At 44.1% G+C, this 12795-nt stretch carries 12 protein-coding genes; 3 read left to right on the forward strand and 9 right to left on the reverse strand.

Going from position 1 to position 12795, the window contains the following annotated elements:
- The first annotated feature begins 9 nt into the window (after window positions 1–9).
- Entirely contained in the window at window positions 10–1017 is a 1008-nt protein-coding gene (locus tag JN178_RS17540; RefSeq protein WP_202262626.1) for a cytochrome d ubiquinol oxidase subunit II, read from the forward strand.
- Between the two features lie 554 nt (window positions 1018–1571).
- Here JN178_RS17540 and JN178_RS17545 read toward each other — a convergent pair.
- The 9 genes from JN178_RS17545 to prlC all read right to left on the reverse strand — a co-directional run bounded on the left by JN178_RS17545 (window position 1572) and on the right by prlC (window position 11087).
- The gene (locus tag JN178_RS17545; protein ID WP_202262627.1) at window positions 1572–3167 is read right to left on the reverse strand and encodes a methyl-accepting chemotaxis protein; all 1596 of its coding nucleotides are present in this window, start codon (window positions 3165–3167) and stop codon (window positions 1572–1574) included.
- Window positions 3168–3401: 234 nt separating this feature from the next.
- Window positions 3402–3875: an Lrp/AsnC family transcriptional regulator gene (locus JN178_RS17550; RefSeq protein WP_202262628.1), complete on the reverse strand. Its 474-nt coding sequence runs from the start codon at window positions 3873–3875 to the stop codon at window positions 3402–3404.
- A gap of 3 nt (window positions 3876–3878) precedes the next feature.
- Window positions 3879–4520, reverse strand: a complete 642-nt coding sequence (locus JN178_RS17555; RefSeq protein WP_202262629.1) for a hypothetical protein — start codon at window positions 4518–4520, stop codon at window positions 3879–3881.
- Window positions 4521–4684: 164 nt separating this feature from the next.
- A complete protein-coding gene (gene cspE, locus JN178_RS17560; RefSeq protein WP_012519905.1) occupies window positions 4685–4894 on the reverse strand; it encodes a transcription antiterminator/RNA stability regulator CspE in 210 nt (69 codons plus the stop codon).
- Between the two features lie 294 nt (window positions 4895–5188).
- The gene (gene ubiB / locus JN178_RS17565) at window positions 5189–6817 is read right to left on the reverse strand and encodes a ubiquinone biosynthesis regulatory protein kinase UbiB (protein WP_202262630.1); all 1629 of its coding nucleotides are present in this window, start codon (window positions 6815–6817) and stop codon (window positions 5189–5191) included.
- Window positions 6818–6834: 17 nt separating this feature from the next.
- Window positions 6835–7470, reverse strand: a complete 636-nt coding sequence (locus tag JN178_RS17570) for a ubiquinone biosynthesis accessory factor UbiJ (protein WP_202262631.1) — start codon at window positions 7468–7470, stop codon at window positions 6835–6837.
- A complete protein-coding gene (gene ubiE, locus JN178_RS17575; protein ID WP_202262632.1) occupies window positions 7470–8255 on the reverse strand; it encodes a bifunctional demethylmenaquinone methyltransferase/2-methoxy-6-polyprenyl-1,4-benzoquinol methylase UbiE in 786 nt (261 codons plus the stop codon). Before ubiE ends, JN178_RS17570 begins: the two co-directional genes overlap by 1 nt.
- A 99-nt stretch (window positions 8256–8354) precedes the next feature.
- The gene (locus tag JN178_RS17580) at window positions 8355–9044 is read right to left on the reverse strand and encodes a DNA-3-methyladenine glycosylase I (RefSeq protein ID WP_202262633.1); all 690 of its coding nucleotides are present in this window, start codon (window positions 9042–9044) and stop codon (window positions 8355–8357) included.
- A gap of 6 nt (window positions 9045–9050) precedes the next feature.
- Window positions 9051–11087, reverse strand: a complete 2037-nt coding sequence (gene prlC, locus JN178_RS17585; protein ID WP_202262634.1) for an oligopeptidase A — start codon at window positions 11085–11087, stop codon at window positions 9051–9053.
- Between the two features lie 287 nt (window positions 11088–11374).
- Between prlC and JN178_RS17590 the strand changes: the two genes are divergently transcribed.
- Together JN178_RS17590 and JN178_RS17595 are read left to right on the forward strand one after the other, a co-directional pair.
- Window positions 11375–11935 (forward strand): response regulator, encoded by a 561-nt coding sequence (locus tag JN178_RS17590; protein WP_202262635.1) that lies wholly within the window; start codon window positions 11375–11377, stop codon window positions 11933–11935.
- Between the two features lie 27 nt (window positions 11936–11962).
- Window positions 11963–12793: a phosphate/phosphite/phosphonate ABC transporter substrate-binding protein gene (locus tag JN178_RS17595; protein ID WP_202262636.1), complete on the forward strand. Its 831-nt coding sequence runs from the start codon at window positions 11963–11965 to the stop codon at window positions 12791–12793.
- The last annotated feature ends 2 nt before the right edge of the window (window positions 12794–12795 follow it).

Consider the following 12795-nt stretch of genomic DNA (forward strand, 5'->3'; position numbering starts at 1 on the left):
GGAACTAACATGTTTGAGAATGTATCGGCAGAAATGCTAGGCAATATTTACATAGGCTTACTGGGTTTATCGGTATTACTTTATGCCATTTTAGACGGTTACGACTTAGGGGTAGGCGTATTAATTCCCCCGAGAACGGAATCGTTTCGCGACGATATGATTGCGTCAATTGGCCCTTATTGGGACGCCAATGAAACCTGGTTGGTTTTAGCTATTGGTCTTTTACTTATCGCTTTTCCTGAAGCCCACAGTGAGGTGCTACAAACACTGTATTTACCTGCAACATTTATGTTGTTAGGTCTTATTTTACGAGGTGTCTCATTCGATTTTCGCGCTAAGGTTGTACAAGTGAAAAAACGAAAGTGGGACATGGCGTTTAAATACGGTTCATTACTTACCACCCTAGCCCAAGGCTATATGCTTGGTATCTATGTGACAGGGCTTCGTACAGACATATGGGCACAGGGTTTTGCGCTGCTTGCGGCCTTTGGTGTTACCGCGGCTTACGCCTTCATTGGCGCCTGCTGGTTAATTCTTAAATCAGAAGGTGAGTTGCAGCAGAAAGCCTATTACTGGGCACGCAAAGGGTTATATGTTCTTGCTGCCGGTATAGTGGCCGTAAGTATTGCAAATTTAACTCTACACGACGATGTTAGAGAATTGTGGTTATCTGCTCCTTGGGGGTATGTACTATTTGCCATACCGACGGCGTGCTTTGCGCTGCTGATATTGTGCGGCATACTGCTTAAAAGGCTCCCTGAATCTAACGGCAAAGGTGAATGGCTACCCTTCTTTATCGCGCTTTTAGTGTTTTTGCTCTGTTTTGCAGCATTTGGAATCAGTTATTACCCATTTATTATCCCTGGGCATATGACCATCTCCTATGCTCTAAGTGATGCGAGTTCGTTGCGTTTCTTGTTGGTGGGGGTGGTCATAGTTGTTCCTGTGATACTGGCGTATACCGCAATGGTATACAAAATATTTTCGGGTAAATCTGAAAAGCTCTCTTATTACTAGCGTAATGTTAACCTCTGCGGCCTTGTTTTTGAGGCCGCAACATCGAACTTCTTTTTAACTGATGATGAGCATTAATGTTAATCATTGGCCTGACTTTCAATTGCCGACTACTATTTACTTATACTCCAAAAGTTCTCTGCGCTTTACTCACTCTTAGTTCGTTTTAGTTCGTTCTGTCGCACTCGCTAAGAGATAAAAGTGATCCAAAATCTATACTTTAGTCTAAAAAAATAATGAATCAGCTTGAAATACCACATTGACATTAAAGTGTAATAATACTATATTTCATTTGGGGTAATTTTATTAAGAAGGAGCCAAAATATGGAAAATGTATTTCACTCATTTTCAAGGTTCTTCAAACGCGCCCACCCCTATACGGTCGCACATTACATCGGCCGTAAGAATGCGCAGCGTATCCTAGGATGTAAAATCAAAAAGAAATCCAAGATATTCGCAGAACAGCACGTTGAAGACCAAACACATTAATTTGATTGGGGCCTGTAAAAAAGGCCCCATTTTTTTGTGCCGTTATTGAGATAGTAAAGAACAGTGCATTACGTTAGTTTGAACGTATTCACATTCGATTGTAGCTCGGTCGCTAACCCTGCCAAACTTCGCGCTTCTGTATTTACATGATTGTTGGCAGCCTTTACGTTGTCACCTAGCATTTGAAAATCAAGCACGCCTTCCCGTGCCAGCGTCACCTGCTCTCTAGCGTGCTGAACTAAATCTGAGGCATCATTACTCACTTTAACCAATGATAAAATACTTTGTCGTCCGCTCTCTAAAGTGGCAACCAAATCGTTAGCCATAGCAAGTGCATTATGTGCCTTATCTTTATTTGATGTCATGGTTCTAACCGATGCTTTAATCGACTCCACTATCGTCTCAAGCATGGTATTTATTTCCACTGTCGATTGATGGGTGCGAGAGGCAAGTGTTCTTACTTCATCGGCTACGACTGCAAATCCGCGTCCAGACTCACCCGCGCGCGCAGCTTCAATAGCGGCATTAAGAGCCAATAAATTGGTTTGATCGGCAATTTCAGCAATTGTGGACACTACACTAGAGACATTCTTGCCATCGTTTTGCAGTCGGTCTAATGTTGACGCGGTTTTGTCGATATCCTGCGTAAGGTCAGTTATGGCTTTAGCAGTAGCTTCTACATCATCGCGCCCTTGCGCAACTTGCTCTGCACTAATTTGCGCTTCATTAGCGGCTTGCTTTGAAAGGTGTAAGCTTTGCTCCATCTCACCGGATAACGTATCCATGACACTCACGAGCTGTTTAATGTCTCCCTGAAAACTGCTAATTGCGCTTGCAGAATGACCTGTAGCATCATTAAGTGCAGTCGACGAATGGTTCAGGTTGTTCACTGCAACTTGCAGATCCTGCATCCCTTTCAAAAATACATTTAACAAACCCTGTACACTTCGCGTGATGGCATCAAGTTCAGCTAGCTGCTGTTGTGGTAAGTGGGTTGCTAGGCGACGTGAGTTAGCTAGTTCGTTAAGCTTTGCTGCCATTGCTTCAATGGGGTTGGCAATGTGCAATTTAGACAGCGCGTAGCCAACAATTGTCACTATCAGTAATAAGACAACAAGAGCAACAATGATCCACTCACTGGTATTGAGTTCAGATGAGATTGCCATGGTTCGCGTATTAGCGGCTTGCTCTACGGCCTTTCTCACCTCACTCATTTGAGAATTAAGGGCACTCGATGCCTGTGTTATATCGGCCAAATTGTCACGAGCGGTGTCCCAGCTTACTGACGATGCAGACATGGTAGCCTGAAGTGCTGATATCGCTTTAGTGAGCTTTTCGAACTGTTGCTGTGCACCGCTTGCCCCGGCACTCGATAGAGCTGAAAATTGCGCTGAAACCCCATTCACGATTTGCTTCTTGCGCTTGTCAAACTGCGTGGTGTCTAACGTGGTGCCATATAAAGAGTAAGCAATTAAGACGAGTTCTTTGCTGCCGCTTTGTATTTCGTTTATCGCGCTAAGTGAAGGAAGCGTTTGTGAAACATAAGTATCAACCAATGTCTCAACGCGATTATTGTTTTTTGTAAGCACAAACGCCGCTAATACTGCCACCGTTATAACTAGGGCGTACCCCAGTAAAATTCTCTGCTTTATGGTGTTAAACATGCTCTTCCCTTCTGTTTTGGGGCATGCTTACCTTCACTCCTATTGTTGCTAACAAGCAGTCAGGCTAACGCTGTTTGCACAGTACTGAGTAAAGTTATCGAAGGCACCCGTAGTAACGAATCAGGTTTGTATAATAAACATTGAACAAAAATAGACCGTCTTCAAGTCTTTTTTCTTTCATAGAGATGTATTTATCTTAGGCTAGCCTTGATCGGTCGGGGTCTGTGTCTTTGCTTAAAGGTGATTGAGAGGCACGGCTGTTGTGTATTTTATTTGCTCCATGGCAAAGCTTGAAGTAACGTCGGAAAATTCAACACCATTTACTAAACGCTTATAGAAATGGTCGAAACAGTCCATGTCTGTCACGAGAACTTTTAGTAAATAATCATATTCTCCAGACATGCGATAACATTCAACAACTTCATCAAATGAGGCAGCATGCTTGGCAAATGCAGCTAACCATTTACCGTCGTGTTTGCCGGCTTTAACCTGCACGAATACCGTCATGGTAAGTCCTAACAAGCGCGCTTGGAGCAAAGCAACACGACGAGAAATAATGCCTTTCTCTTCTAACTTTTGAATACGTCGCCAGCAGGGTGTTACGGTGAGTCCTACCTTCTCGGCGATGTCAGCTACTGGTGTTTCAGCATTTTGCTGAAGCAGCGATAAAATGGCGCGATCAGTATTATCAAGTACATTATTCTTCACCGCTTACAGCCACCACGGTTTATTGAAGCTAACGTTTTCAACAGGTATTTCATACTGGAACGGTTCGGAAAAGCCATCCCAAAATGCCGTTTCAAGAGACTCATCGTCAAAAGTAAGCTGTTTATTTTCTTTGTATTGGGCAAGAAGTGTACGGTAGGCGTCTACGGGCATTTGAGGGTTAGACTGCCTGAAAATAACACGGCCTCCAAACTCAGCATACAGGGCTTTTTCCACCAAGAACTTGATCACTTCCAGCTTGGCAATCTCTTGAATGCTTTTGCTGGTCCCTTCTTTTTGATTACGCGCAAATTCACCGCCGAACTTGTTTTCAAACTGCTGTGTTAGGTCAGGGTCTGCAACAATACTGTTACGCTTGGCATAGTCCAGAATAATGCGCTCGAGCACGTTATCAAATGTCGCCATCTGTATTTTGTAATCAAGAAGTGCACTGTATTTTTCTTTTGCTTTGTCACGCATTGTCTTGCGCTCTGCTTCACTTGGTAGAACCGACGCCACAGTAATTGGCTCTCCTAGAACTACCGCGAGTATCTGCTCATCTTGAACATCATCTTCTTGTGCCCAAGCAAAACCAAAGCACATCGATGTTGCAACACACAACAATAAAAATAATTTTCGAATAGACACGTTATTCTCCCTACAAGCAATGCAACTCGAAGACATGAGATAGCACACCTAGTAAAGCATTAAACCGATAACGTTAGCAACACAGAGACGTTGCTAGTTGGTAAGAAATAAATGAGGGGATAAGAAAGAAAAACGGCGGTCAATTGACCGCCGTTTTTGAATTCTTAGATAGCTTGCACGTTAGCAGCTTGAAGACCTTTTTGACCTTCTTCAACTTCAAATTCTACTCGCTGACCTTCTGGAAGCGTTTTGTAACCGTCAGAGATGATCGCACGGAAATGAACGAATACGTCCTTACCGCCGTTATCTTGAGTTAAAAAACCGTAACCTTTATCAGCGTTGAACCACTTAACTGTGCCTGTAACTTTAGACATGTCGTATAGACCTCAAATATCGTATTAAATTGCGCATAAGCGCGTGTAACTTAGTTTCTTTTGAGTCTTCAAATTGGCGGAGTATTGGGTCTTACTTACGAATGGACAAACAACTTACAACAAATTACCGGGTAACTCGAGTGGTTTAACATATAGCAAATAATACAAAATCGCGTCTATTTAAAGACTTTGGCCAAAAGCCAAGAACACTATAACACTCTTCGGGACGATTAATATACAAATTAATTGCTAAACTGCGGATTTCATAAATATTTCACCGCAGCGTAACAAAGCTTAGCGCCCGTTTCGCCACGCCATGAACCAGCAAGCAGCACCGATCAAGCCTGTAAATGCAGGGAAATACCACGATATATCGTAAATTGGTAATATAGCCGACATTAATACAAAAGTGGCACCCACCACGCTATAGTGAGTGGTCTGAGTTGTTTTCTTTTGCGCCAATAGTAAAGCGGCGTGCGCTCGTTGTTGCTGTAGCGGCATTTTTTTCATCTGCTGTAGGCTGTCGTACAGCAAATCAGGCATCTCAGGCAGTTTTTCAGACCAAAATGGCAGGTTATCTTTTACCTTGCTCATCATGGCAGTAAAGCCAATCTGCTCTTTCATCCAGTTCTCTAAAAAAGGTTTAGCCGTTTTCCACAGGTCAAGCTGCGGATATAGCTGTCGTCCCAGCCCTTCAATGTAAAGCAACGTTTTTTGCAATAGTACTAGCTGGGGTTGCACAACCATGTTGAATCGACGGGCGGTATTGAACAGTTGAAGCAGCACATTACCAAATGAAATTTCTGCCAGTGGCTTTTGGAAAATAGGTTCGCAGACGGTGCGAATAGCCATTTCGAACTCGTCGATATTGGTATCTTGTGGCACCCAGCCCGAGTCGGCATGCAACTGCGCTACCTTTCGGTAATCACGATTAAAAAATGCGATAAAATTCTCAGCGAGATAGCGTTTGTCTTCGCGATTAAGCGTACCCACGATCCCAAAGTCGATAGCAATATATTTGGGGTTTTCAGGGCTTTCTGTTGATACAAATATGTTGCCGGGGTGCATATCGGCGTGAAAAAAGCTGTCTCTGAACACCTGCGTGAAAAACACTTCAACGCCGCGTTCGGCCAATTTTTTCATATTAGTATTTTGTGCAAGCAACGCGTCGATGTTTGAAATAGGCAATCCGTAAATACGCTCCATAACTAACACGTTACTACGACAATAGTCGCTATAGATTTTGGGGACGTAGAGTGCATCTGAGCCCTCGAAGTTACGCCCTAACTGAATACCGTTTGCCGACTCTCGCAATAAATCAAGCTCGTCCACTATGGTTTTGCGGTATTCAACGACCACTTCGACAGGGCGCAGTCGTTTACCATCCGGTAACCAGCGCTGCAATACATTAGCCAAACTAAATAGTAATTCCATATCGGCAACTATGGTGTCGCGGATATCTGGCCTAAGTACTTTGACCACAACATCTTCGTTATTCTGTTTAAGCTTGGCAGCGTGCACTTGCGCAATAGAAGCCGACGCCAATGGCGCTTCATCAAACTCGCTAAAGAGCTCGCTTAAATGAGTAATACCCAGCGCCTGCTTAACAATGTCTTGCGCAGCTTCTGAGGAAAACGGGGCAACTTTATCTTGAAGACGTGCTAGTTCATTGGCAATGGCTGGAGGAAGCAGGTCGCGGCGAGTCGACAGCATTTGCCCAAATTTAATAAATACTGGACCTAAGCTTTGTAGCGCTAATGTAATACGCTCGCCAGCAGATTTACCCTTGTGCTTGTTGCGCACCCAGAAAATACTGTGGCGCATAGCACGTGCGTACCAAGGCAACCACTTTGAAGGAATAAGCTCATCGAGTCCGTGTTCCAACAATACCTTATTAATTCGGTATAACCTTACAATACGCATCAAAGGCCCTGTCTATATTACTTAATTTTTTCTTCTAAACGACGTAATCTTGCTTCAAGACCGTCGGTACTGTCGCGCAGTGCATTTACTTCATCGCTAAAGTGCATAACGGCGAGTTTATGGGCGGCGAGTTGCTTCTCTTCAACTACCGCATTACCTACCACTCTTCCCAACGAGGATAACGCTTGTAACGATTTTTCATGCAGTGTTTTTGCAACCTTAACGGTTTGGTGTGCAAACACATCATTGGTTTTTTTCGCGAGCAATTCTTCTACATCAATATCGAGTTGCTGAAAAAGCGCACTTACTTGCTGGGCTACATTGAGCTCGCCCTCTAAAAACAGTGCTTTTTGCTGGATAAGGCGAGTTAACTGGCTTGTCTCTTTAAGTTCAGGCAAGGTGTTAAGAGAGGTTTTTATGCAGCAATCTTTTGCGCCAAGCGTTGCAACGACTTCTTCAAACGTGCCTTGCTCGGTCAGTACGTCAACCCTATCTGAAAACGACAAAGTGATGCCATAGGGCAATGGCGAAACAAACGCAGTCAGTCTCGCTCCCGATAATGCCTTTAATCGCTTTTCGCTATCCTCATCCAGCGAAAGTACTCTATTGATGGCTTTTTCAATGGATGCCGCAACAAGGGCTGAGGTCGGCATTAAAACTTATAACCTCTATGCAGGGCCACAATACCCCCCGTTAAGTTTTGGTAGTCGCATTGCTCAAAGCCAGCTTCTTCAAACATACCCTTTAATGTTTCTTGATCTGGGTGCATACGAATACTTTCGGCAAGGTATTGGTAACTTTCAGCATCATTTGCAACTAGTTGCCCCATCTTAGGCAAGATATGGAATGAATAAATATCATACACTTTACTAAGCTGTTCAGAAGTTGGCTTTGAAAACTCTAAAACCAACAATCGGCCGCCCGGTTTAAGCACACGGTATATAGAATTTAGCGCGTTTTGCTTTTCGGTAACGTTTCGAAGGCCAAAAGCCATAGTAACAACATCGAAGTGATTGTCTGGAAACGGCAATGCTTCTGCGTCAGCCTGAACATAATCGATATTACTTACAAGGCCGCGGTCGCGTAATTTGTCGCGCCCAACTTTTAGCATCGACAAGTTGATATCAGCTAGGGTGACGCGGCCCGTTGGCCCCACTAAACGAGAAAACTTAGCGGTTAGATCGCCAGTTCCACCAGCAATATCCAACACTTTGTTGCCTGAACGTACGCCACTGCAATCAATCGTGAAACGTTTCCACAAACGGTGTACGCCCATCGACATAAGGTCATTCATCACGTCATATTTAGCTGCAACCGAATCGAAGACATTGGCAACAAGTGATGCTTTTTGCCCCTTATCAACTTGTTTATAACCAAAGTGCGTCGTTTGCTCTTGTGCTGAACCCGTTTGCGAAGTGGGAGTCTGATTGTCGCTCATGACAGTCCTGTTCTATGAATAATGTCTTAAAGCCGAAGTGTATCGGATTGTAGTGGTAAGCAAAAGCTTTAAACCCCAAGACAGCATTAATCGAGCAAGTTAGTTTACTCGATTATTGGTGCCCCAACTAAATGCAACAATGGCGCTTATCTCTTGTAGCGAACGTCCGCTTTCTTTTTGCCATGTGGCGAACGCGTTATTCGCTGCAGCAAGCGATTTTTTGGACGTCAGCCCACCATCAATAATGTCGTGCTTGCGCAGATAATCTTCAACGTCACGCGAAAACAAAAACGTATCTATACCCAATGAACGCAACATATAAGGGCCAGTGTTTCCACCTAGCCGTGCACCACGCTTTTTGAGAAACTCCCATAAACTGGTGATATTGCTTGCATCAAAGCTTGCGACAAACTTACCAAAACTGCCGTGCTCTCTTGCTACATCTTTAATCATGATGGCGTTATCTCTCACCGTCATCACTTTTTTGTAGTTTCGAACAATGCGCTTATCTGTTGCTTTTTGCTCAAGCATTTCATCAGGCATTAGCAAAACTTTGTCGATATCAAACCCGAAAAAAACGGTTTCAAAATCGGTCCATTTCTGTTCAATAACACGCCAGACAAAACCAGATTGAAATACCTTCTTGGTCATTGCAGCTAAGAAGCGATCGTCACTAATCGCTTCAATTTCATCTTTAGTCAGCGGCGCCTGAAGCATAGCTTCAAGCACCTTCTCACCACCTTTGCGTTCACACGCTCTGCGGTAAATAGATTCAAAAGACTCTGCCATGTACACCTAGCCCTTTATACCGCTATGGCGAAGTAATGCATCGACTTTAGGCTCTCGCCCCCTAAACGCAACAAACAGCTCCATCGGTGGCTTACTGCCTCCCATTTCAAGAATATTTTCAAGAAATGCTTGGCCCGTCTCTCGATTAAAAATACCGTCTTCTTCAAATTTACTATAGGCATCAGCCGACAACACTTCAGCCCATTTGTAACTGTAGTAACCCGCGGCATAACCACCGGCAAATATGTGTCCGAAGCTATTTTGAAAACGATTAAAAGACGGTGGTGTAACCACTGCGACTTCTTCACGCACGTTATCCAACGTGCCTTGTACATCAACGTCACTGCCTTTCTCGCTGTGCAGCAAGAAATCGAACAAACTGAATTCCAACTGACGCACCATTTGCATTGCAGATTGATAGTCTCTGGCTGCCAACATACGCTCAAGTAAATCAGCAGGAAGCGGTTCACCTGTTTCGAAATGACCTGAAATGAAATTCAGCGCATCTTCTTCCCAGCACCAGTTCTCCAAGAATTGACTAGGTAGCTCTACGGCATCCCATGGCACACCATTAATACCAGATACACCAGCTGCCTTCATTTTGGTCAGCATGTGATGAATGCCATGGCCAAACTCATGGAATAATGTCACCACTTCGTCGTGGGTAAACAATGCAGGTTTGTCGCCTACAGGGGCGTTAAAATTACACGTGAGATAAGCAACAGGTAGTTGAAGTTCGCCACTTTGCATTTCACGACGTACACGGCATTCGTCCATCCAAGCACCGCCACGCTTTTTGGCACGCGCGTATAAATCAAGATAGAAACTGCCGCGCATTACGTCTGCATCATCAGTAATAGTAAAATAGCGTACATCCTTGTGCCATGTGTCCACACCAGGTTGCTCGATAACCTTCAGGCCATACAAGCGGTGTACAACTTCAAACAAACCTGAAAGTACTTTATCTTCAGGGAAGTAAGGGCGAAGCATTTCATCAGAAATGGTGTACTTTTCTTGCTTTAACTTTTCGCTGTAATACGGAATATCCCAGGCTGCTAATTCTGATACGCCGTGCTTGTCTTTAGCGTATGCTTCAACCTCTTTTAATTCGCGCTCGGCTTGTGGTTTAGAACGGTTCGCTAAATCGCGAAGAAAGCCTACGACTTGCTCAGTCGAATCAGCCATTTTGGTGGCCAAGGAGCGCTCTGCATATGTATCAAAACCCAATAGCTCTGCAAGCTCTGTACGAAGCACTAGTGTTTCTTTAATAATATCCGTGTTGTCCCACTTACCCGCATTAGGCCCCTGCTCTGACGCTTTGGTAGCATATGCGCGGTACATCTCTTCACGTAAATCGCGATTGTCGGCGTACAACATCACGGGTAAGTAAGAGGGGATATCAAGGGTGAACAAGTAGCCTTGTAAGTCCTTTTGGTGCGCCGCTTGTGCAGCCGCCTCTAACGCAGACTCAGGCATGCCAGCAAGGTCACTTTGGTCGGTGACATGCTTTGTCCAGCCCATAGTGGCATCCATGACGTTATTAGAAAACGTAGAAGACAACTCGCTCAATTTTGCCTGAATTTGGGCAAATCGCTTTTTCTTCTCTTTGGGTAATGCTACGCCCGATAGTGTGAAATCGCGAATTGCGTTTTCAACGACTTTTTGCTGCTCTTGTGACAGTGCACTGAATTCATCAGATTCTTTTAACGCGACATAGGCGTTGTACAGCCCTTCGTGTTGTCCAACCCAAGTGCCGTACTCTGAAAGTAGCGGCAAGCATGCATCATGTGCTTCACGCAATTCATCACTACTAACAACGCTATTCATATGTGATACAGGCGAAAACATTTTCCCCAAGCGATCATCAACTTCTTCTAATCGCAGAACCACGTTTTTGTATGAGTAGTCGTTTGACGCCACTACCTCTTCAATTTCGTTTTTGCACGCTTCAATGGCTTTTTCTATAGCGGGCTTAATAGAGACCGGTGTAATAGAAGAAAAAATAGGTAGTCCATCTACCAATTCAATTGCTGGTGTCGTCATAAAATATCCACGCTTACTTTGATTTAAGAATTATCATGGGGCTTAGCAACGCAAATGCAAGCTAATCTTCACTTAATTGACTCCTTCTTGTTTTACTCCTAACTTTACATATGTGTTCACTTGGGTTGTTATTCGCTAGCGCTCTCAGTCACACCTTTTATTCAGCGAAAACAAGTCATCTTCAAGAACAAAAAATGTCACTAATGTCACATTTCATTCTTTTGTCTAGTTTGTCTTAAATTACCGAAAGCCTATAATTTGACCACTGAATGCTAAAAGGCGAAAACATGAAGACATTAACCTCTGGCGAAATTGCAGCTTACTGTGACGTAAATTTGCGTACCGTTATTCGTTGGATAGAAAGTGGCAAACTAAAAGGCTTCAAGCTGCCAGGGCGAGGAAATAATCGCGTTTTAGTCGAAGACTTCATCGAATTTCTAGAACGCCATGAAATGCCAATCCCAGACGCGTTGAAAGGTACGGTCATCCCATCAATTCTTATTGTCGATGATGAATTGCCGGTAGCAAAATCCATACAACGCGTGGCAAGACGCGCTGGTTTTGACAGCTACATCGCAACTGGCGGGTTTCAGGCTGGTATCATGTTAAGTCAGTACGAACCTAAGGTAATGACGCTTGATTTAAGCATGCCAGGCATGGATGGTTACAGTGTAATCGACTTTACGCGTGACCAAGAAAAGTACAAATCGCTTAAAATTGTCGTCATTTCAGCACTAGATGAAGCTAGTTTAGAGCGTGCACTTGAAATTGGCGCCGATGCAACTTTGCAAAAGCCATTCTCGAACCACGATCTGACCATGGTTCTAGAGCAATTTATGGCGGTGTAAAGCGTCTTTTTATAGAAGGGATATGATGTGAGAAACGCGTTTATCGTCGTGCTTATTGCCTTGCTGTACGGCACAGCATCAACTCCGGTGTGCGCACAAGGCAAAACGCTGACCTTCGGTGTAGTTCCGCAGCAATCGCCAAAACGAATGGTTGAAATTTGGCAACCGCTTATCGACTATATAAGCGAGTATTCAGGCATATCCATTATGTTCAAAACCGCGAAAGACATCCCATCTTTTGAGGCCGATGTGGCAGATGGCGTCTATGACATTGCGTATATGAACCCTTATCATTTTGTGACCTTTAATGACCTTGTTGGATACCACGCACTTGCTCGACAACGCGATAAGGAGATTAAGGGCATCATTGTGGTTCACAAAGACAGTCCTATTCAAAACCTCGCTGAATTAAATGGCAGAGAACTTGCCTTTCCTGCACCTGCGGCGTTTGCTGCCACGATTATTACCAGCGCTCAATTACGCAAAAACAATATTGCATTTAGGCCACGCTATGTAAATTCGCACGACTCCGTCTACCTCGCAGTTCAGCGTGGCTTTTTTGAAGCTGGCGGCGGTATTTTACGAACCTTGAGTAGTATTCCTGAAAGCGTGAGTAAGGATATTCGGGTATTGTGGGAAAGCGATGGCTATACCCCTCACGCAATCGCTACTCACCCCAATATGGCACAAAAGGATAGACAAGCTATCCTTAATGCATTGATAGCAATAACAAATGATTCAAGCAAAATGTGGATCTTGGAAGGGCTTGGTTTCAGCGGCTTTATACCCGCAAAAGACAGTGACTGGGACGATGTCAGATCGCTTGGCATTCCCTCTCTTTCAAGACCGCATTTTTGAAC

Origin of the sequence: Alteromonas sp. KC3, assembly GCF_016756315.1 — a bacterium.
In the GTDB taxonomy this organism is placed as follows: Bacteria; Pseudomonadota; Gammaproteobacteria; order Enterobacterales; family Alteromonadaceae; genus Alteromonas.